This window comes from Microbacterium sp. SORGH_AS_0888 (assembly GCF_030818905.1).
Classification (GTDB): Bacteria; Actinomycetota; Actinomycetes; order Actinomycetales; family Microbacteriaceae; genus Microbacterium.
This window is the reverse complement of the sequence record NZ_JAUTAZ010000001.1, coordinates 2,869,614-2,889,801: the sequence shown is the minus strand read 5'-3', so window position 1 is coordinate 2,889,801 and position 20,188 is coordinate 2,869,614. Positions and strand designations below refer to the sequence as shown.

19 protein-coding genes are annotated in these 20,188 nt (G+C 74.0%); 8 read left to right on the top strand and 11 right to left on the bottom strand.

Annotated elements, in window-relative coordinates:
- Window positions 1–48 precede the first annotated feature (48 nt).
- From QE381_RS14010 to QE381_RS13990, 5 genes are all read right to left on the bottom strand, one after another.
- Window positions 49–1,014, bottom strand: coding sequence for an alpha/beta hydrolase (locus QE381_RS14010; protein ID WP_307219117.1), 966 nt, complete (start codon window positions 1,012–1,014; stop codon window positions 49–51).
- Between the two features lie 66 nt (window positions 1,015–1,080).
- Window positions 1,081–2,454 carry an FAD-dependent oxidoreductase gene (locus QE381_RS14005; RefSeq protein ID WP_307219114.1) on the bottom strand — a complete coding sequence of 458 codons (1,374 nt, stop codon included), beginning with the start codon at window positions 2,452–2,454 and terminating at the stop codon, window positions 1,081–1,083.
- 66 nt (window positions 2,455–2,520) lie between these two features.
- On the bottom strand, window positions 2,521–3,582 hold the full coding sequence (locus QE381_RS14000; RefSeq protein WP_307219112.1) for a polyprenyl synthetase family protein: 1,062 nt from the start codon (window positions 3,580–3,582) through the stop codon (window positions 2,521–2,523).
- A gap of 27 nt (window positions 3,583–3,609) precedes the next feature.
- Complete coding sequence (gene ubiE, locus QE381_RS13995) at window positions 3,610–4,272, bottom strand: bifunctional demethylmenaquinone methyltransferase/2-methoxy-6-polyprenyl-1,4-benzoquinol methylase UbiE (RefSeq protein ID WP_373426994.1); 663 nt, start codon at window positions 4,270–4,272, stop codon at window positions 3,610–3,612.
- A gap of 128 nt (window positions 4,273–4,400) precedes the next feature.
- Window positions 4,401–4,937, bottom strand: coding sequence for a DUF402 domain-containing protein (locus tag QE381_RS13990; RefSeq protein WP_307219108.1), 537 nt, complete (start codon window positions 4,935–4,937; stop codon window positions 4,401–4,403).
- 66 nt (window positions 4,938–5,003) lie between these two features.
- Here QE381_RS13990 and QE381_RS13985 point away from each other — a divergent pair, with 66 nt between their 5' ends.
- A complete protein-coding gene (locus QE381_RS13985) occupies window positions 5,004–6,284 on the top strand; it encodes an isochorismate synthase MenF (protein WP_307219107.1) in 1,281 nt (426 codons plus the stop codon).
- Window positions 6,285–6,300: 16 nt separating this feature from the next.
- On the opposite strand, the gene menD is transcribed toward QE381_RS13985, so the two are convergent.
- Together menD and QE381_RS13975 are read right to left on the bottom strand one after the other, a co-directional pair.
- The gene (menD, locus tag QE381_RS13980; protein ID WP_307219105.1) at window positions 6,301–8,094 is read right to left on the bottom strand and encodes a 2-succinyl-5-enolpyruvyl-6-hydroxy-3-cyclohexene-1-carboxylic-acid synthase; all 1,794 of its coding nucleotides are present in this window, start codon (window positions 8,092–8,094) and stop codon (window positions 6,301–6,303) included.
- On the bottom strand, window positions 8,091–8,483 hold the full coding sequence (locus QE381_RS13975; RefSeq protein WP_307219103.1) for a PLD nuclease N-terminal domain-containing protein: 393 nt from the start codon (window positions 8,481–8,483) through the stop codon (window positions 8,091–8,093). The genes menD and QE381_RS13975 overlap by 4 nt, the downstream gene beginning before the upstream one ends.
- 72 nt (window positions 8,484–8,555) lie before the next feature.
- On the opposite strand from QE381_RS13975, the gene QE381_RS13970 reads away from it, so the two are divergent.
- Window positions 8,556–8,861 (top strand): DUF4229 domain-containing protein, encoded by a 306-nt coding sequence (locus QE381_RS13970; RefSeq protein ID WP_307219101.1) that lies wholly within the window; start codon window positions 8,556–8,558, stop codon window positions 8,859–8,861.
- A gap of 90 nt (window positions 8,862–8,951) precedes the next feature.
- Here QE381_RS13970 and QE381_RS13965 read toward each other — a convergent pair whose 3' ends face one another.
- The 4 genes from QE381_RS13965 to QE381_RS17945 are packed head-to-tail and all read right to left on the bottom strand — an operon-like array spanning window position 8,952 to window position 12,173.
- Window positions 8,952–9,929 (bottom strand): 1,4-dihydroxy-2-naphthoate polyprenyltransferase, encoded by a 978-nt coding sequence (locus QE381_RS13965; RefSeq protein WP_373426949.1) that lies wholly within the window; start codon window positions 9,927–9,929, stop codon window positions 8,952–8,954.
- Between the two features lie 38 nt (window positions 9,930–9,967).
- Entirely contained in the window at window positions 9,968–11,089 is a 1,122-nt protein-coding gene (locus tag QE381_RS13960) for an AMP-binding protein (protein WP_307219099.1), read from the bottom strand.
- A gap of 22 nt (window positions 11,090–11,111) precedes the next feature.
- Complete coding sequence (locus QE381_RS13955; RefSeq protein WP_307219097.1) at window positions 11,112–12,014, bottom strand: 1,4-dihydroxy-2-naphthoyl-CoA synthase; 903 nt, start codon at window positions 12,012–12,014, stop codon at window positions 11,112–11,114.
- 9 nt (window positions 12,015–12,023) lie between these two features.
- Window positions 12,024–12,173 (bottom strand): helix-turn-helix domain-containing protein, encoded by a 150-nt coding sequence (locus tag QE381_RS17945; RefSeq protein WP_373426948.1) that lies wholly within the window; start codon window positions 12,171–12,173, stop codon window positions 12,024–12,026.
- Between the two features lie 772 nt (window positions 12,174–12,945).
- Between QE381_RS17945 and QE381_RS13945 the strand changes: the two genes are divergently transcribed.
- The 6 genes from QE381_RS13945 to QE381_RS13920 are packed head-to-tail and all read left to right on the top strand — an operon-like array spanning window position 12,946 to window position 20,186.
- Window positions 12,946–14,010, top strand: coding sequence for an ABC transporter substrate-binding protein (locus QE381_RS13945; RefSeq protein ID WP_307219093.1), 1,065 nt, complete (start codon window positions 12,946–12,948; stop codon window positions 14,008–14,010).
- A 21-nt stretch (window positions 14,011–14,031) separates the two neighbouring features.
- Window positions 14,032–15,054: an iron chelate uptake ABC transporter family permease subunit gene (locus QE381_RS13940; protein WP_307219091.1), complete on the top strand. Its 1,023-nt coding sequence runs from the start codon at window positions 14,032–14,034 to the stop codon at window positions 15,052–15,054.
- Window positions 15,051–16,106, top strand: a complete 1,056-nt coding sequence (locus tag QE381_RS13935; RefSeq protein ID WP_307219089.1) for an iron chelate uptake ABC transporter family permease subunit — start codon at window positions 15,051–15,053, stop codon at window positions 16,104–16,106. The genes QE381_RS13940 and QE381_RS13935 overlap by 4 nt, the downstream gene beginning before the upstream one ends.
- Window positions 16,103–16,900: an ABC transporter ATP-binding protein gene (locus tag QE381_RS13930; RefSeq protein WP_307219087.1), complete on the top strand. Its 798-nt coding sequence runs from the start codon at window positions 16,103–16,105 to the stop codon at window positions 16,898–16,900. The genes QE381_RS13935 and QE381_RS13930 overlap by 4 nt, the downstream gene beginning before the upstream one ends.
- Complete coding sequence (locus QE381_RS13925) at window positions 16,897–18,483, top strand: ABC transporter ATP-binding protein (RefSeq protein WP_307219085.1); 1,587 nt, start codon at window positions 16,897–16,899, stop codon at window positions 18,481–18,483. Before QE381_RS13930 ends, QE381_RS13925 begins: the two co-directional genes overlap by 4 nt.
- Entirely contained in the window at window positions 18,480–20,186 is a 1,707-nt protein-coding gene (locus QE381_RS13920; protein WP_307219083.1) for an ABC transporter ATP-binding protein, read from the top strand. Before QE381_RS13925 ends, QE381_RS13920 begins: the two co-directional genes overlap by 4 nt.
- Window positions 20,187–20,188: the final 2 nt, after the last annotated feature.

Sequence of the window (20,188 nt, the reverse complement as noted above, 5' to 3'; positions counted from 1 at the left end):
ATCCCCGGGATGCAATACACCAACTACCGCTAACCCCGCTCGGCCGCCTCAGGACAGGGCGGCGGGGACCCAGCGGCGCAGCAGGGCGTAGGCGCGGTCCCGCGGCTCCGGCGCCGACAGGAACACGTCGTGGATCGCCCCGTCGATGCGAGCGATCGTCACGACCGAGCCGATCCGCAGCGCGGCCCTCGCGATGTCGTCGACCACCAGCACCGAGTCCGTCGAGGTCATCGCGGGCGACCAGCGCAGCGGAGGCGTCGACCGCGCCGACAGCAGGACGAGGGCGGGGCAGCCGACATCCACCCCCGCCGCGACCGTCGCGTGCCCGGCGAGGATCGCGGAGAACCAGCCCGGATGCGTGGGGAAGCCCCGCTCGGGTCGCCAGCCCGCCGGTGCGTCGGGGAGCGTCCCGAGCTCGCGCTGGGCACGCGTGTAGAAGCCGAGGTCGACGACCGGCTGAGAGCCCTGCGGCTGCACGCGCGCCCGAGCCGCGATCAGCGGGGCGATCGCCTGGCGGCCCCACGAGCCGAGCTGCAGCTCCAGCCACGGGCTGTTGAGCACGAGCGCGCTCGCAAGACCCGGATGGCGAGCCGCCCACAGCGTGAGCACGAGCCCGCCCGTCGAGTGCCCGACGAGGACGAGCCGGCGGCCTCTGCGCGTGCCCATGGCCTCCAGCGCCGCGTCGATGTCCGCGTCGTACTCGTCGAGCGACACCGCGTAGCCCGGGACGTCCCCCGGACGCAGGCTGCGCCCGTAGCCGTGCAGATCGAGCGCGAAGAACCGCGCCCCCATCCGCGTGAAGGCGGTCGCGAGATCACGCTGGAAGAAGTAGTCGGACCAGCCGTGCACGTAGAGCACGTCGACGCCGCGCAGCGGGCCCGCCCACATGGCGGGCGGCGAGGGGAGGCGGCGCACGAGCGTCGCCACGGTCGGCGCGGGAGCAGCCTCGCCCACGGTCAGCGTGCACTGCGCGAACCCGGCGCCGAGGACGTCGGGTCTCCAATCCGGGCGCATGGCGCCATCATAGGAGCCGAGCCTCACGAACGACTGGTCGCCTCCGCCCGCGAACGGGTCCCGCCGCTACTCGCCGCGGGAGATGCGGATCATCTCGTCCCGCGGGACGACCTTGATCCGCGCCCGCTCGTGCGGGGCACCGAGCGCGATCTCGTGCTCGTCGAGCCGGTGCCAGCCGTCGAGGTCGGTCCAGGCGACGCCGCGGGCGGCGAGAAGCGCCGGGATCGCCTCCTCGGAGGGGTCCTCCGGCTGCCACCACGACGCCTGGTCGTTCACGAGATGCTGGACGGTCTCCATGGCGTCCGACTTCGTGTGGCCGATCAGGCCCACGGGCCCGCGCTTGATCCAGCCGGTCGCATAGAGGCCGGGGACGAGCTCGTTCGAATCGGGGTGCAGCACCTGTCCCTCGTGATTGGGGATCACGCCGTGCCGATCGTCGAAGGGGACCCCGTCGAGCTGCGAGCCGAAGTAGCCGACGGCGCGGTACAGCTGGCCGATCTCGACCTCGCGCAGCTCGCCCGTGCCGACCACGCCCCCCTGGCCGTCGGGGCGCGTGCGCTCGTACACGAGGGCGGCGACGCGGCCCTCGGCGTCCGTACGCACCTCGACGGGGTTGGCCCAGAAGTGCAGGTGCAGGCGCCGCGACGCCTCTCCCCCGGCGCCGTTGGCACCGGGTCGGGTGCGCCACTCCTGCAGCACCCGGTCGATGACCTTGACCTGCTTGTTGCTCGCGATCGCCGCGAGCGACGCCTCGTCGTAGTCGAAGTCCTCGTCGTAGACGACCATGTCGACATCGCGCAGCTCGCCGAGCTCACGCAGCTCGAGGGGGGTGAACTTCACCTGCGCCGGGCCGCGCCGGCCGAACACGTGCACATCCGTGACCTGGGAGGCGCGGAGTCCCTCGTAGACGTTCTCGGGGATCTCGGTGGGCAGCAGGTCGATCGCATGCTTGGCGAGGATGCGGGAGATGTCGAGCGCCACGTTGCCGTTGCCGACCACGGCGACGGAGGCGGCATCCAGAGTCCACTCGCGCGGGACGTCCGGGTGCCCGTCGAACCAGCTGACGAAGTCCGCCGCGCCGAACGAGCCGACCGCGTCGATCCCCGGGATCGCAAGGTCCGCGTCGCGGATCGCGCCCGTGGCGAAGATCACGGCGTTGTAGTGCCGCTTCAGGTCGTCGAGGGTGATGTCGGTGCCGAAGCGCACGTTGCCGAAGATGCGGATGCCGCCGCGGTCGAGCACCTCCCGCAGCGCCGTGACGACGCCCTTGATGCGCGGGTGGTCGGGGGCGACCCCGTACCGCACGAGCCCGTAGGGGGCGGGCAGCTGCTCGAAGAGGTCGATCGAGACGTCGAAGGCGCGTTCGGTCTTGAGCAGGATGTCGGAGGCGTAGATGCCCGCCGGGCCTGCGCCGACGACGGCCAGCCGGAGCTTGGTCATGCGTGTGATCCTTTCGGGGCCTGCGCGCACCCCGGCGAGCGGGGTCGCGGGACGAGCGAGGGTCGGTCAGCTGCTGCGATCGGCGACGGCCTCCGCGAAGCGGGTGAGCGCTTCGCGGACCGCGCCTCGCGGCAGGGGTTCGAGGGCGTCGACGGCCTGGCGGGACCAGTCGTTGGCCAGCTCCAGGGTCTGCGCGGTCGAGGGGTGCGTGCGCAGCTCGGCCAGCGGGCCGTCCAGGAGGGCGGGATCGGCCCCGTCGGCGATCCGGGCGACACCGTCGTCGATCCGGGCACGCAGGTCGACGGATGTCGCGTCCTCCCGCTCCGCGAGCAGCAGGTACGGCATGGTCGGCACGCCCGCGCGCAGATCGGTGCCGGGGACCTTGCCGGTCTCGTCGGCGTCCGCGGACAGGTCGATCACGTCGTCGAGCAGCTGGAAGGCGACACCCGCCTTCTCGCCGAACACGAGGACCGGCTCGCGGTAGGCGACGGGGGCGTTGGAGAAGATGATGCCGGCCTCGGCCGCCGCGGCGATCAGCGAGCCGGTCTTGTCGGCGAGCACCTGCAGGTAGAACGCGACGCGGTCCTCTCCCTCGGCGGGCCCCACCGTCTCGTGCATCTGACCCAGCACGAGCCGTTCGAACGTGTCGGCCTGCAGCCGCATCGCGCCCTCGCCGAGGCTCGACATGATCTGGCTCGCCCGGGAGAACAGCAGATCCCCCGTGAGGATCGCGACGTTGTTGCCCCACACGGAATGGGCGGCGGGGACCCCGCGGCGCACGTCCGCGCCGTCCATGACGTCGTCGTGGTAGAGCGAGCCGAGGTGCGTGAGCTCGAGGGCACCGGCGCCGGCGATGACCTCGTCGGTCGCGCCGTCGCCGAGCTGCGCCGTGAGCAGGCTGAGCATGGGACGCACGCGTTTGCCGCCCGCTTCGAACAGGTACCGGCCGGTGGCGTCGGCGAGCGCATCCGCGACGCGCAGCTGTCCGGCCAGGTACGCCTCGACACGGGCCATTCCCTCCTCGACCGTGCGAGTGAGGCGACGCGAGGCGGGACCGGCGAACACGCGCTCGGTCAGACCGAGCCGGCTCGCCAGGTGCGCGCCAGGCGCGGAGGGGGTCCGAGACACGTCTTCCAGCCTACCCGGGGCGGAGGATCAGGCGACCGGCTTGCGCGCGCGGTGCAGCGCCACGATCCCGAACGTGAGGTCGCGGTAGGCGACATCCGTCCAGCCGGCCTCCCGGATGCGCGCGCACAGGGCGCGCTGATCGGGCCAGTCTCGGATCGACTCGTTGAGATAGTCGTAGGCCTCGGCGTTGGAGCTGACGCTCTTCGCCACGACCGGCAGGATCCGGTCGTTGTAGAACCGGTACAGACCGGCGAAGACGGGCTGCTGCGGGTGCGAGAACTCGCACACGACGAGCCGCCCGCCGGGCTTGGCGACCCGGCGCATCTCGGCGAGCGCGAGCTGCGGGTCGCTGACGTTGCGCAGCCCGAACGAGATCGTCACGGTGTCGAACGCGTCGTCGTCGAAGGGCAGCGCCGTCGCGTCCGCCTGCTGGAAGGTCAGGTTGGGCACGTCGCCGTGGCGACGCGCCCCCTCGGCGATCATTCCGGGCGAGAAGTCGGCGGCGACGACCTCGGCGCCGCTTCGTGCCAGGGAGACGGAGCTGGCCCCCGTGCCCGCCGCCAGGTCGAGGATGCGCTGGCCCGGGCGCGGGGCGACGGCGCGGGTCGTGGCGATGCGCCACAGCCGGTCGTTGCCGAGGCTCAGCACCGTGTTCGTGCGGTCGTAGCCGGCGGCGACCTGGTCGAACATGCCCGAGACGCGGGCGGGATCCTTGCCGAGGTCTGCGCGGTTCACGGCTCCAGCCTAGGCGGCGGATCGGGGGTCCACGGCGCGGTCGGCGAGGCGACCGCGCCCGCGCCTTTCCGGCACGTGGGTCTCTAGAGGGCCGCGAGCCGGTCGAGCCAGGCGTCGGCGGTCGCGTCGTCGAAGGGCGGCTCGGCTGCGCCCACGCGACGCTCGAGATCCTCGGCCAGCGACTCGAGGTGCCGTTGCACCTCGACCGGGTAGCCGTACCGCACGCGGTGCTCCTCCCACTCGTCGCGGTCGTCGATCCACAGGCCGCGGCCGTCGGTCGCCTTGACGACGTCCAGGTCCATGTCGATCCCCGTCGGCTCACCCGCATCCGACCAGCGCACGTCCCATCCGAGGTCGATGTAGATGCGGACGCGGTGACCCGCCTGGTTGACGGTGCACGCGAAGTCGGCGCTCGGCGGGATGAGCGTGACGTTGGGGAGCTCGGCGACGACGTCGCGCCCCGGCCGCACGCTGCGCCAGCCGGCCTTCTGCCCCACCCAGTCGCCGTGCTCGTCGCGACCGAGGTAGACGCACTCGTGGACCCAGTGGGTCGCACCGTCCCACTTGCGCCAGCGGAAGGCCACGGGGCTGCCCGGCTCGGGGCGGGATGCGTCGGACACGGGGCGAGTCTATGCGCCGGCGCCCGGGCGCGGCCGCGGAGGCCGCGACGGATCTAGGCTGGAGGGGTGCCCGGACCCGCCCTGCCTCGACTCGTCGTCGAGACCCGGGAGACCGCGCCCGAGCCCGATCTGCTCGCGTTCGCCGATCCCTCCGACCCGCTCGTCTGGCAGCGGCGCGGAGAGGGTTTCGTCGGGATCGGCGAGACGCTGCGGGTCGAACGCGGCGGATCGCTGCCCGCACCCGCCGTCGACGTCGCGGAGCTCTGGCGCGCACTGTCGGCGGCCGCCGAGATCGACGACCCGGTCGCCCTCCCCGGCACCGGGCTCCTCGCGCTCGGGAGCTTCCCCTTCGATCCCGCCTCCGCCCGCCCCGGTGTGCTCACCGTGCCCCGCACGATCATCGGACGGCGCGGCGGCCGCGGCTGGGTCACCCGCATCCGCCGCGCCGACGAGCCGTGGCCGGAGACACCGCGCGCGACCGGCTACGGGCCGCACTGGTCGGCCGCGCTCGGCCCCGGCGCCCAGACCGCGGACCGATACCAGGACGCCGTGCGCCGGGCGATCGAGGCGATCGCCGCGGGCCGGGCGAGCAAGGTCGTCGTCGCCCGCGACCTCGTCGGCAGCGTCCCCGTCGGCGCCGACCTGCGCCGTTTCGTGCGTGCGCTCGCCTCGGACTACCCCGACACGTGGGCGTTCGCGGTGGACGGTCTGATCGGGGCGAGCCCCGAGACCCTCGTGACCGTGTCCGCCGGCACCGTGACCGCCCGCGTCCTGGCCGGGACCGCGGCGCGCGGCGCAGATCCGGACGCGGACGTCGCGGCATCCGCCGCGTTGGCGACGAGCACGAAGGACCAGGACGAGCACCAGTTCGCCGTTCGGAGCGTGCTGGCGGCGTTGGGTCCGCACGCCCGCGCCCTCGCGGCCGGCGAGCAGCCGTTCACGCTCAAGCTGCCCAACGTCTGGCACCTCGCGACGGACATCGAGGGCGAGCTCGCCGACGACGCCTCCGCGCTGGACCTCGTCGCGGCGCTGCACCCGACCGCTGCGGTCGCCGGTACCCCGACGGCGGCGGCGACCGAGCTGATCCGCGCGCTCGAGCCCTTCGACCGCGGTCGCTACGCGGGCCCCGTCGGGTGGATCGACGGCGCGGGCGACGGCGAGTGGGCGATCGCGCTGCGCTGCGCGCAGTTCGGTGCACCGCCGAGCCGCCGATACGCCGCGTACACGGCGGAGACCCCGCTCACGGCGTACGCGGGGGGCGCGGGGATCGTCGCCGGCAGCGACCCGGAGGCGGAGCTGCTGGAGACCCGCGTGAAGTTCCGTCCGGTCATCGACGCGCTCGCCTGAGCGCCCGCGCGGCGGGTCAGCGCGCGAGCGGGACCTCGATCAGCTGACGGCCCGGCCGCGGGGTCGTCAGCGCCTGGTCGAGCGCGGCGCGGTCGGCGACCCGCACGTACTCCCAGCCGTAGGCGGCGGCCACCTGCTCGAGCCGGACGTCGTGCGGCGTGTAGAGCACGCGCCGCAGGACCTCGGGGTCGGCGCGTCGGGCGACCTCGAGGTCGTCGAAGATCGTGCCCCCGCCGTCGTTGCCGACGATCACCTGGACGCGGGGATCGGCCTCGTCGGGGGGCAGCAGCAGCGCTCCCACGTCGTGGAGGAAGGCGAGGTCTCCGAGCAGCACACGGGTGAGACCGGGCCGGCCGTCGGCCTGGCTCGCGAGCGCGACTCCGACCGCCGTCGCCACGGTCCCGTCGATCCCCGCCAGGCCCCGGTTGGCGTGCACCGGGACCCTCTTCCCGGGCAGCACCCGGTCGGCGACCCGCACGAGCCGCGAGGAGCCGAACACGAGCCGGTCGTGCGGCCAGGTGGCACGCCAGACGGCGTCGACGAGCGTCTCGCGGTCGACGGGCGCGCGGATGACGCCGAGCTCGGCCGAGATCGCCCCCAGCCGGCGCTCCGGCTCGGCGGACGCGAGGCCCGCCGCGTCCGGCGCCGGCGGCGAGAGATCGACCGCGGCCGCCTGCGAGGCGCGCATCCACTCGCCCAGCCACGCTCGGTCGGCAGACCCCTCGGCCACGACGACGCGATCCACCGGCGTCGTCGTGCCGTTGAGGTTGATCGGCTCCCCCGGGCCCCGGACGGCGATCACCTCGAGGTCGGCGCGCGCCAGCAGCGCCGCCGCCTCGCGGCTGAGCGTCGGATGTCCCAGCACCACGACGCGCTCGATGCGTCCGCCGAGCGCCGGATCGCGCAGCAGCTCCCGGTAGCCGTGCACGAGGTGCCGGCCGAAGCGCGCTCCCGACACGATCTCGGCGACGAGCGGCCAGCCCCCCTCGTGTGCGATGCGTTCGGCCTCGGCTCCCGCATCCGCGCCCGCGAGCACGACCGTGCGCGGACCCGGCTCGAGACGCACGGGCTCGCCGCACTCGGCCGGCTGATCGGCCTCGCCGATGCCCCCGCCGCCCTGGTAGAGCGCGCCCGAGGGGGTCTCGTCGACGGACGCCGCCGTCGACATCGGCGTGCTCGCGACGATCGCGGGCGTGGGGGTGCGCTCGGCGAACCACCGGGGGAAGGCTCCCGCGAGGGGCTCCCGGAGCGGCATGTTGATGTGCACGGGACCGGCGGACCGTGCGCCCGCGCCCAGCGCGGCCGCCACGGCCTCCGTGGCGAGCCGCCGCAGCATGATCGTCTGCTCGCCCGTTCCGTCCTCGTCGAGCGCCTCCGGAACCGGGAGGTCGGTCTCGAGGCGAGCCCCGACGGCGAACAGGCCCGGCTGTCGGGTGGTCTGGTTGGCGCCGACCCCGCGCAGCTCGGGCGGGCGGTCCGCCGTGAGCAGGATCAGCGGGACCCCGGCGTGGTGCGCCTCCAGCACGGCCGGCAGGAGGTTCGCGACCGCGGTGCCCGAGGTGCAGATCACGACCGCCGGCATCCCGCTCTCGCGCCCGATGCCGAGCGCCGTGAAGCCCGCGACGCGCTCGTCGATCCGCACGTGCAGCCCCACGCGGCCGCCCTCGAGGGCCGCCGCGACCAGCGCCAGCGCCTGGGAACGGGAGCCGGGGCTCACCACGATGTGCGAGACGCCCTCGTCGACCAGTGCGCACAGGAGCGCCGCCGCCGCATCCGTCGCGGGCGAGCGGACCTCGCTCTCGCGCGTCATGCGCGGTCGTCGTCGCCGTCGCGACGACGAGCCCGCGGATCGGCCGCGGGGTCGGTCGGCGGCGCGGAATCGTCGTCCTCGGCGTCGAGCTCGGCGAGCTCGGCCTCGAGGCGACGGATGCGCTCGTCCTGGTCGTCGGTCAGGCGCAGCGTGCGCAGGAACTCGGGATCGTCGTCGGGCGCCCGACGCGCAGCGATCGCCCGGCCGCTGACGCGGCCCACGGCGAACCACAGCACGCCGCCGAGCACCGGGATCAGCAGCACGATGAGCATCCACCAGACCTTGCCGACACCGCGGTGACGGGTCGGCGGCTGCAGTGCGCAGTCGACGACGCTGTAGACCCAGAACACGAGAGCCGCCAGCACGAGGATGAACCAGAGCCGTGCCACGAGGCCATCCTAAGCCGCCACGCTGGGCGTCGGCCGGGGGCGTGCCCGGGGTCCGCGACGTAGGATGGGCGAGTGAAAGCCCGCCCCGCGATCGTCTACTCGGTGCTGCGGCTGCTCGCCTTCCTCGTCCCGTTCGGGCTGATGATGCTGCTGCCGATCTTCCACCAGTTCATCTGGCTCGCCGCCATCTTCGCGGCGCTCATCGGACTGAGCCTGTCCGTCATCTTCCTGCGTCGGCCGCTCGCCGAGGCGACCGCGGGCCTGCCCGCCTCGGGTCCTCGCGGCGCCGCCCACGGAGCCGAGGACGCGGCATCCGAGGACGCCATCGTCGACGCGTCGGCCGACGACCGGCCCGCCGCGCCCCGCGAGCAGGCGTAGCCCGCGCTCGGATCAGGCCATTCGGCCTCGGCAGGCAGGTTGCCAGGCCAGGCCGCCTGATCCGGCGAGATGTCCTGATCCGGCCGCGGCTCAGCCGACGAAGGCCCAGGCCAGCAGCGCGCCGTACGCGAGCGAGGTCAGCGACGTCACGCTCAGCGCGACGACCAGCTCCCGCGGCTCCCGGTAGGTCCACACGATGAGGATGGCCGGCCCCGCCCCCAGCAGCGCCAGCATCGTGAGCCACGCGATCGGGTAGAAGAGCGCGAGGAAGGCCGCGATGACGAACGGCACCAGCACGAAGACCGTGAACAGCGCCTGGGTGCCCCGCTTGCCGATGCGGACGCTGAGCGTGCGCTTGCCCGCCGCCTTGTCGGGGACGATGTCGCGCAGGTTGTTCGCGAGCAGCACGGCGCAGGCCAGCAGGCCCGCCGCGATCGCACCGAACCAGGCCTCCTGCGGCAGCGCCGAGAAGGGGACCCCCGACTGGATCCAGGTCGTCCCGACCGTGGCGACGAGCCCGAAGAACACGAAGACGAACAGCTCGCCCAGACCCGAGTAGCCGTAGGGACGTCTGCCGCCGGTGTAGAACCAGGCGGCGGCGACCGCCGCGGCCCCGACCAGCACCATCCACCACAGCTGCGTGCGGATGACGAGCGCCAGGCCGACGAGCGCCGAGAGCCCGAAGAAGACGAGCGCCGTGATGAGAACGGTGCGCGGACGCGCGCGTCCCGAGCCCACCAGGCGCGCGGGACCCACGCGGTAGGCGTCGGTGCCCCGCACGCCGTCGCTGTAGTCGTTCGCGAAGTTGACGCCGATCTGCAGCAGCACCGCGACCGCGAGGCAGCCGAGAGCGAGCACCCAGTGGAACCGCACGTCCGCGAGATGGGCCGCACCGGTGCCGATCAGCACGGGGGTCACGGCGAGCGGGAGCGTGCGCAGCCGGGCCGCCCCGATCCAGTCGCCGACGCCCAGACGACGCTGCGTCCGGGGGTCGGGAGCCGCGTGCCGCTTCTGCGGGTTGCCGGAGCGGTGACGGGTCGAGGAGTGCTTGCGCGTGCGGGAGGCCACGAGGGGACATTTTAGATGGTCCGCCGCGCCGGCCGCGGTCAGCCCAGCAGCCGCCGCAGCGCGACACGGTCGGGTTTGCCGCTGGCGAGCACCGGCAGCGCGGGCACCCGCACGAGCCGCGCAGGACGCGCCGGCGCCCCGAGAGCCGCGCGCACCGCGACCCGGATGTCGGCGAGCTCGGCGGCGGTGTCCTCCGTGACGACCACGGCGGGAGCCTCGCCCCAGCGGGGGTCCTCGACCCCGACGACAACGGCGCCGGCGAGTCCCGGCAGGCCGCGGACGACCTGCTCGACCCGGTCGAGCGAGACGTTGACCCCGCCGGAGATGATGACGTTGTCCAGGCGTCCGGTCACGCGCACCCGGCCGTCCTCGTGCTCGCCGGCATCGCCCGTGCGGTACCAGCGCACGCCCCCGGCGTCGCGCACGAAAGCCGCGGCCGTGCGCTCCGGCTCGCCGAGATAGCCGTCGGCGAGGGTCGGCCCGCTCACCTGAACCTCGCCGTCCTCGATCCGCACGTCCACACCGCGCAGCGGCACGCCGTCGTACACGCAGCCACCGCTGGTCTCGCTCGACCCGTAGGTGCGCACGATGCGTGCGCCGAGCGCGGTGGCCTGTTCCTCGAGCGGCGCAGGCAGCGCCTGGCCCCCCACCAGGATCGCGTCGAACGCCCGGAGGGAGGAGGCGACATCCGTGTCATCGGCCGCCGCGACCAGACGCGCGAGCTGCGCCGGCACGAGCGAGGTGAACGCCGGGACGCGTTCGCCGCCGACGCTGGACGCCATCCCCCGCGCCGCCGCGGCGAAGGCCCGCGCGCTGAAGCGCCCCTCGAGCACGGCCGGCTCACGGCCGGCCATGAGCGAGCGCACGAGCACCTGGAGGCCCGCCACGTACGTCGGCGGAAGGGCGAGGAGCCACGACCCCGCGCCGAGCCGGTCCGCGGTGGCATCAGCGCTCGAGATCAGCGCGCTGCGGCTGAGGACGACGCTCTTGGGGTATCCCGTGGACCCGGACGTCGTCACGACGGCGGCCGTGCCGGCGGGCACCTCGGCGGCGGACCCGTCGCCGCCGAGCAGGACGGCGGGCCCCGGTCCCTCGAGCGCGCGGCGCAGCGCCCGCAGCACCGCCCGCGCCTCCGGACCCTCGGGCGGCTGCGCCTTCACCGCCTCCCCCGCCGGCCGCGCATCAGAAGTGCCACGGATGCGGCGACCAGTCCGGGTCGCGCTTCTCCAGGAACGCGTCACGACCCTCGACCGCCTCGTCGGTGCCGTACGCGAGGCGCGTCGCCTCGCCCGCGAACACCTGCTGGCCGACGAGTCCGTCGTCGACCGCGTTGAAGGCGTACTTCAGCATGCGGATCGCGGTCGGGCTCTTGGTGAGGATCGTGCGGGCCATCGCCAGCGCCTCGCGCTCGAGGTCGATGTGAGGCACGACGCGGTTGACGGCGCCCATCTCATACGCCCGGTCGGCCGAGTACTCCTCGGCGAGGAAGAACACCTCACGGGCGAATTTCTGCCCGACCTGACGGGCCATGTAGGCCGAGCCGTAGCCGGCGTCGAAAGAGCCGACATCCGCATCCGTCTGCTTGAACCGGCCGTGCTCGCGCGACGCGATCGAGAGGTCGCAGACCACGTGCAGCGAGTGGCCGCCGCCCGCCGCCCAGCCGGGGATGACCGCGATGACGACCTTCGGCATGAACCGGATGAGACGCTGCACCTCGAGGATGTGGAGCCGCCCGGCGCGCGCCGGGTCGTGCACCGTCGTCTCGTCCTCGGAGTACTTGTAGCCGTCGCGGCCACGGATGCGCTGGTCGCCGCCGGAGCAGAACGCCCAGCCGCCGTCCTTCGGGCTCGGGCCGTTCCCGGTCAGCAGGACCGCCCCGATCCGCGGATCCTGGCGCGCGATGTCGAGCGCGCGGTAGAGCTCGTCGACCGTGTGCGGCCGGAAGGCGTTGCGCACCTCGGGCCGGTCGAAGGCGATGCGCGCGACGCGACCGTCGTGCGTGACGTGGGCGGTGATGTCGGTGTAGCCCTCCGCCCCGGGGGCGAGGATCCACTGGTCGGCGTCGAAGATCTCCGAAACGGTCACCCTGTCAGCCTAGGCCTGGGCGCGCGCGTAGCGGACGGGTGTCGTGCCGAAGCGGTCGCGGAAGGCCGCGATGAACGCGCTCGCGCTCCCGTAGCCGACGCGCTCGGCCGCCAGGGAGACGGACGCGCCCCGCAGGATGTCCTCCGCGGCGGCGTTCATCCGCACCAGCTGCCGCCAGGCGCCGGAAGCTCGAGCCGGTCTCGGCGAGGAAGGCGCGAGAGAGCGTGCGCGCGCTGACGCCGAGCTCGGTCGCCCACTGAGCGAGCTCCCGCGGATCGCCCGGGTCGGCCACCAGTCGCTCCGCGACCGCGCGGGCGCGGGGATCGGAGGGCAGCGCGAGCGCGTCGTGCTGCTGCTCCGCCGTGCGCAGCAGATCGCGCAGCAGCAGGAGGCACAGCCGATTGCGCGCGAGACCGCGCGACTCGCCGACCAGGTGCCAGAGGATCGCGGCGGAGAGGGCGTCCACCCCCAGGGTGCCGGGGCGGTCCCAGCGCCCGCCCTCGGGACGCAGCCCCACGTCCGTGTAGACGTTGATGACCTCGCCCGGCTCGGTGAACACCATCTCGTGCAGCATGCCCGCCGGGATCCAGACGAAGTGCTCCCGACGCAGGTGCCAGCGCGCCGCGCCCACCGAGACCGTCATGGCGCCGCCGGCCATCCACGAGAGCTGGTCCTTCGAGTGGAAGTGCGTGCCGTAGCCCTGCCCGGCGGGCACGATGAGGCTCTCGATCTCGAAATTCTCGGATGTCGGTTGCACGACATCCTCCGCCGCGAGAACCCTGCTCTCGGACCTCGAATCCAGGGAATCGGTCAACACGGTGTTCGCCGGCATGGATTGCTGTCCTTTCGGAACGATCGCGGTGAGCGGTTAGGCGAGGCTAACCTGTCACCGCCCCGGCGCGCCATCACCGACCTCCGACGAAAGACCGCCATGACCCGCATCTCCCGAGTTCCTCGCGCGCGCTCGCGCATCGCCGCCGCCCTCACCGCGCTCGCGATCGCGACGACCGGCCTCGCCGCGTGCAGCGGCGGCGGCACGCCGGCAGCCGCCGCCCGGAACGCGACCTATAGCACCACTCCCAGCGACTCGTTCCCCGTGACCGTGACGCACCAGTTCGGCAGCACCACGATCCCCGCCGAGCCGCAGCGCATCGTCGTCGTGGGCCTCACCGAGCAGGACGTCCTGCTCGAGCTCGGCACCCCGCCGATCGCGACGACGGAATGGTACGGCGAGCAGCCCCACGCCGTGTGGCCGTGGGCGACGGACCTGCTGAACGGCGCGGACCCCGTCGTGCTCCACACGACGGACGGCTTCGAATACGAGAAGATCGCCTCGCTCGATCCCGATCTCATCGTCGGCACCAACGCGGGACTGACCGAGGAGGACTACACGAAGCTCTCGGCCCTGGCTCCCACCGTCGCGAGCGTGGCCGGCGCGGAGAGGTTCTTCTCGAGCTGGCAGGACCAGACCCGCCAGATCGCGAAGGCCGTCGGCCGGACAGCCGAGGGCGAGAGGCTCATCCAGGACGTCGCGGACGCCTATCGCGACGCAGCGACGGCGCACCCCGAGTTCGCCGGTCTCACCGCGACCTTCTCCCAGGGCGCGCCCTACGACGGCCAGCTCTACGTCTACCCCGACGGTCTGAACACCGACTTCCTGACCGATCTCGGGTTCCGGATGACGCCCGGCCTGGAGAAGTACGCCGCCGAAGCGGGCCAGCAGGCTCAGCTCTCGGCCGAGAACACGAACCTCATGGATGCCGACGTCATCGTCTTCGCGACGGAGGAGGAGTCGGGCGTGAAGCAGGTGCTCGACTTCGGCACCGTCTCGAGCCTGCGCGCCGTGACCGGGCGCCACGCGGTGTTCACGGACGGGACCCTCGCGGGCGCCATCTACTTCCTGACTCCGCTGAGCCAGAAGTACGTCGTCGAGAAGCTCGTGCCCCGGCTGGCCGACGCCGTCGCCGGCACCGCACCGCAGAGCATCGAGGGCTGACGCCCCGTGGCGACACCTCTCGTGTCCCCTGCACGCCGCCCGGCGGCGGGCAGGGGACCGCGGCGCCGCGCCCTCGGCATGACCGGCGCGGCGGCGCTGCTGGTCGCGATGTGCGCCCTCAGCCTGGCGGTGGGCTCACGCTGGATCCCGCCCACGGATGTCGCGCACGCCCTCGTCTCCCCCGTCACCGACGACATCGGCCGCATCGTGGTCGGGATGCGTGTGCCTCGCACGGTCGCCGCCCTCGTCGTCGGCGTCGGGCTCGGCGTCGCCGGCGCCGTCATCCAGGCCCTCACCCGCAACCCGCTGGGCGACCCCGGCCTGCTCGGGGTGAACGCCGGAGCGAGCGTCGCCGTCGCGGTGGGCGTCGTGCTGTTCGGCACGACCACGACGCTGCAGGACACCGGGTTCGCCGCGGTCGGTGCGCTCCTGGTCACGGTCGCGGTGTTCGCGATCGGCGCCTCGGGACGGGTCGATCCGGTCCGCCTCACCCTCGCCGGAGCCGCGACCGCCGCGGTGCTCACCGGCGTCATGACGGGCCTCACACTGTGGAGCCCCCGCGGCTTCGACCGGCTGCGGAGCTGGAACGCGGGCACGCTCGTCGAACGGGGGTGGGAGGTGATCGCCCCGACGGCGCCGGTCGTCGTCGCCGGCGCCGTGCTCGCCTGGTCGATCGGCCGGTCCCTCAACGCCCTCGGGATGGGCGACGATCTGGCCGTCGCCCTCGGCGCACGGGTGGGACGCACCCGAGCCCTGTCGGTCCTGGCCGTCACGCTCCTCGCCGGCGGAGCGACGGCGCTCGCCGGCCCACTCGGCTTCATCGGGCTCATGGTGCCCCACGCCGCACGCCGGCTCGTCGGCCCCGATCAGCGCGGGATCCTGGCGGTCAGTGCCCTGCTCGGGCCGCTCGTGGTCCTCGGCTCCGACATCGTGGGCCGCGTCGCGCTCTTCCCGTCCGAGGTCCCCGTGGGGGTCATGTGCGCCTTCATCGGCGGGCCCGCGCTCATCGCGGTGGCCCGGCGGATGCGGACGGGGACATCATGAGCACGCCGAGCAGGATCGACTTCGGCGTCGGCATCCTCACCGTCCGGGTGGGCGTGCTCTCGGCGATCGCCCGCAGCCGGCCCCTCGCGGCCGGCTGCACGTTCCTCGTGCTCGCCGCCGCGGTGTCCCTGCTCGGCCTGTGCCTGGGCGATCTGATGCTCGGGCCCGATCGCGTGCTGTCGGCCCTGCTCGGCACGGAGACGGGGACGGCGACCACCGTCGTGCGCGACTGGCGGCTGCCGCGCGTGCTCGCCGCCCTGCTGTTCGGTGCGGCTCTGGGCGCCGCCGGCGCCGTGTTCCAGTCGCTCACCCGGAACGCGCTCGCAAGCCCCGACGTGATCGGTCTCACCAGCGGCGCGTACGCCGGGGGGATCGGGGCGATCATCCTCTTCGGCGGCGGCTTCGTCGCGACGGCCTCGGGGTCGCTCCTGGGCGGCCTCGCCACGACGGCGGCCGTGTACCTTCTCGCGTGGCGCAACGGGGTCCACGGCCTCCGCCTCATCGTCGTCGGCATCGGCATGAGCGCGATGCTCACCGCGCTCAGCACCTACCTGCTGCTGCGGGCGCGGCGGGAGGTCGCCATGAACGCCGCCGTATGGGGAGCCGGGTCGCTCAGCGACGTCACGTGGGCGACCCTCGTGCCGGCGGCGGTCGTCATCGGCGTCGTCGCCGCGCTGCTGTGCGCCCTCGCGACGCCGCTGCGGATGCTGGAGCTCGGCGACGACGCGGCGCGGAGCCTCGGCGTCCGGCCGCAGGCGGCGAGCGCGGGGCTCATCGTCTGCGCGGTCGCGCTGACCGCGTCGGTCGTCGCGGTCGCCGGCCCCATCGCGTTCATCGCGCTCGCGGCCCCGCAACTCGCCCGCCGGATCGCGGACACGGCCGGCGTCGGCCTCGCGAGCGCAGCCGCCATGGGCGCGCTCCTGCTCTCGGTCTCGGACGTGGTCGCGCAGCACGCGCTGCCCGTTCCGCTCCCCGTCGGCGTGGTGACGGTGGTCGTCGGCGGCGCCTACCTCTGCGGCATCCTGATCCGACAGACCCGGAGGAGAGCATGACCGAACGACTGCGCACCGAGGCCATCACGGTCGGATATGGCGCGCGCCCGATCATCGATCACCTGACCGTCGCGATCCCGGATGGCGCGTTCACCGTCATCGTCGGGCCGAACGCGTGCGGAAAGTCGACACTGCTGCGCACGCTCTCGCGTCTGCTGCGCCCCGCCCGCGGCAGGGTGCTGCTCGACGGCGCCGCCATCGACGGCCTGCCCACCCGCGAGGTGGCACGGCGCATCGGCCTCCTCCCCCAGACCTCCCTCGCGCCCGACGGCATCACGGTCGCCGAGCTGGTCGCCCGGGGCCGTCACCCGCACCAGGGCCCGCTCCGGCGCTGGTCGGCGCTCGACGAGCACGCCGTCGCGGAGGCCATGGCGGCCACGGGGGTGACCGACGTGTCGGGCCGACGCGTCGACGAGCTGTCCGGCGGTCAGCGTCAGCGCGTCTGGGTGGCCATGGCGCTCGCGCAGCAGACCGGCATCCTGCTCCTGGACGAGCCGACCACGTTCCTCGACATCGCCCACCAGATCGAGCTCATGGAGCTGTTCTCGGAGCTGCACGAGAGGGGGACGACGATCGTCGCGGTCCTGCACGACCTCGGCCACGCCGCCCGCTACGGCACCCACCTGATCGCGATGAAGGACGGCGCCGTGGCCGCCGCGGGCGACCCCCGCGAGATCGTGACGGCCGAGCTCGTCGAGCAGGTCTTCGGTCTCTCGTGCGTCGTCGCGGCCGACCCGGTCAGCGGCACGCCCGCCGTGTTCCCCCTGGGGCGGCGGGCTCGGAGCGCGCCGTGATCCGCGCGGCGCCCGCCCCGGCAGGCCCGGCGGCTCCCGTTGCCGTGCGCGACCTGGCACGGGCGCGCGGGCCACGGGCGCTCGTCGCCCGCGCCATGACCGCCGCGCCGAGATGGAGCGTCCCCGCGGCGGCGCTGAGCGTCCTGCACCAGATCGGCGAGGCTCTCGTGCCGGTGCTCATGGGTCTGGCGATCGACCGCGCCGTCACGACCGGCGACGTGCGCCAGCTCGTGTTCTGGCTTGCCGCCCTGGCCGCCGACTTCGCGATGCTGTCGTTCTCGTACCGCTTCGGATCGCGGCTGGCCACGATCGCAGCGCAGAGCGTCGAGCATCACCTGCGGATGCGGGTGTCTGAACGGGCGATGGACCCGGCGCGGGCGGACGAGACGACGCGCCGTCCGGGCGCCGCGCTCGCGCTCGCGACCTCGGACGCGTCCCGGCTGGCGGCCGCGGTCGAGCTCGCGGTCTACCCCGTGGGCCAAGCCGCCGGCATCCTGTTCGCGGCCGCCGTGCTGGTGACGATCTCCTGGCCCATCGGCGTCGCCGTCATCGCGGGGTCGGTGCTCGTCCTCTGGTCGACGGACGTCCTCGGGCGCCCGCTTCGACGGCGCAGCGCGCTCGAGCAGGAGGCCGCCGCGGAAGCGGCATCGGGAGCCGCCGACCTCATGGCCGGCTACCGCGTCATCCGCGGACTCGGCGCCGAGGCGGAGGCCGCCGCGCGCTACACCGCCGCCAGCCGCCGGGCGCTCACCCGCACCGTCCGCGCCCGGCGCGCAGAAGGCGCCCTGGTCACGCTCGCGCAGTCGGCGAGCGGCGTCCTCGTGGTCGCGGTCGCCCTCGCCACGGCGCTGGCAGCGGTCGCCGGCGCGGTTCCCGCGGGCGCGTTCGTCGCCGTCGTGGGCCTGACCCAGTTCCTCGCCTCTCCCCTGCGCTCGCTCACGCAGGACGTCGCGACGACGTGGGCGACCGCTGCCTCCTCGGCCGCGCGTCTGTTGCCCGTGCTGCGCCCCGCGCCCGCGACGCCCGAGGAGGGTCCCGCAGTCGTGCCGGTGCACGTCGAGGGCGACGACCTCGTGGTGGACGGCATCCGGGTCGGTTCCGGCGAGGTGGTCGCCGTCGACGCGGACGAGACGTATGCGAGAAGACTCGCCCTCGGGCTCTCCCGGCACGGCGGCGACGTGCTCGTCGCACCCCACGAGGCCGACCTGTTCCGCGGCACGGCGGCCGAGAACATCTCCCTCGCGTGCGTCGACACGGCGGCGCTCGAGGCCGCGGCGCGTGCCGCCGACGTCTCATCGGGTCTGCCCGCCGGGCTCGCGACCGAGGTGGGCGAGCGCGGCCGGCGCCTGTCGGGCGGGCAGCGGCAACGCGTCGCCCTCGCGCGGGCCCTGGCACGCCGGCCGGGCACCCTCCTGCTGCACGAGCCGACGACCGCGGTCGACGCCGCGACCGAGGCGCGCATCGCGGCGCGGCTGCGAGAGGCGCGCGGAACGGGCCGCACGCTCATCGTCACGCGGTCCAGCCTGCTGCAGGCCGCCGCGGATCGGATCGTGAGGCCGACGCCTCCCGGAGCCGACGGATGAGTGCCGCACCGGATCCGCTGCCGCTCGCCGACGCGCGCACCGTGTGGCGCACGTTCCTCGCCGCCGCCGGCCGTCGTCGCCTCCTCGTGCTCCCGCTCGCCGTGCTGCTGCTGGTCGCGGCCGCGCTCGGCCTCGTCCCGCCGTTCGCCTTCGGCGCGATGGTGGATGCGGTCGGCGCGGGCGAGACGGGGAGCATCTGGATGGCGGCGCTCACGGCGGCATCCGCCATGATCGGCACGGCGGCGCTCACGGGACTGGGGATCGCGGTCGGTGCCGCACTGTTCGAACCGGCGCTCGCCCGGATGCGCGAGGACATGGTGGCGGCGGCGCTGCGCCTTCCGCAGTCCCGCGTCGAAAGGGCCGGGGAGGGGGATGTCGTGTCCCGGGCCGGCGACGACGTCGCCCGGGTCGCGGAGGCCGCGCCGGCCGTGGTGCCCGCCGTGACCGGCTCGGTGTTCACGATCGTGCTGGCCCTGGCCGGAATGGCCGCGATCGACCCCTGGTACGCCGTGGTCCTCCTCGCGATCACCCCCGTGCACGTCTTCGCGGCACGCCGGTTCTCGCGGGCCGCACCGGCGGTCTACGCCCGCGAACGGGCCGCGATGGCCGAGCGAGCCGGTCACGTGCTCGAGACGCTGCACGGCATCGGCACGGTCCACGCCTACGGGCTCGAGGCCTCGCGGACCGAGCTGGTCGGCCGATCCTCCTGGGCGGTCGTGCGCTGGGTCGTCCGCGCCGTGGTCGTGCAGAACCGATTCTTCGCCCGCCTCAACCTCGCGGAGTTCCTCGGGATGGCGGGGCTCCTCGTCGTGGGATCCCTCCTCGTCGAGCACGGAGGAGGAAGCGCCGGCGCGACCACGGCGGCCATGCTGCTGTTCCTTCGCCTCTTCGACCCGATCAACATGCTCCTGTTCGTCGTCGACGACCTGCTGTCGGCGACCGCTTCGCTCTCGCGGATCGCGGGGGTGGGCCTCGCCGCCCCGGGGCCCCTCGCGGCACCGGGTCCGACATCCGCACCCGAGGTGCTGCGACTGGATCGGGTGCGTTTCGGCTACTCCCCCGGCACGTCCGTGCTCCACGGGGTGGACCTCGTCGTGTCGGCGGGCGAGACCGTCGCCGTCGTCGGCGCGTCGGGCGCCGGCAAGAGCACGGTGGCGGGCATCGCCGCAGGCGTCCATGATCCGCTCGACGGTGCCGTGCGGCGGACCACGGGACGGCTGGTGCTGGTCACGCAGGAGACGCACGTCTTCGACGGCACGCTGCGCGAGAACCTCCGGCTCGCGGCGGCCGATGCGGACGATGCACGGATGCGCGCGGCGCTGGACCGCATCGGCGGGTCCACGCTGCTGGACGAGCTGCCGGAAGGGCTGGACACCGTGGTGGGCGCTGAGGGGATGCCCCTGTCGCCCGTGCAGGCGCAGCTGCTGGCGCTGGCTCGCGCCGAGCTCGCCGACCCCGCCGTGGTGATCCTCGACGAGCCGACCGCGGAGGCCGGCTCCGCGGTCGCGGGGCGGCTCGACACGGCGGCGGATGCCGTGACAGCGGGTCGCGGGGCGCTCGTGGTCACGCACCGCCTCGAGCAGGCGGCATCCGCCGACCGGATCGTCGTGCTCGTCGACGGTGCCGTCGTGGAGGAGGGCACGCACGCCCAGCTGTTGGAGCGCGACGGCGAGTACGCGCGGCTGTGGCGGTCGCGGGGCTGATC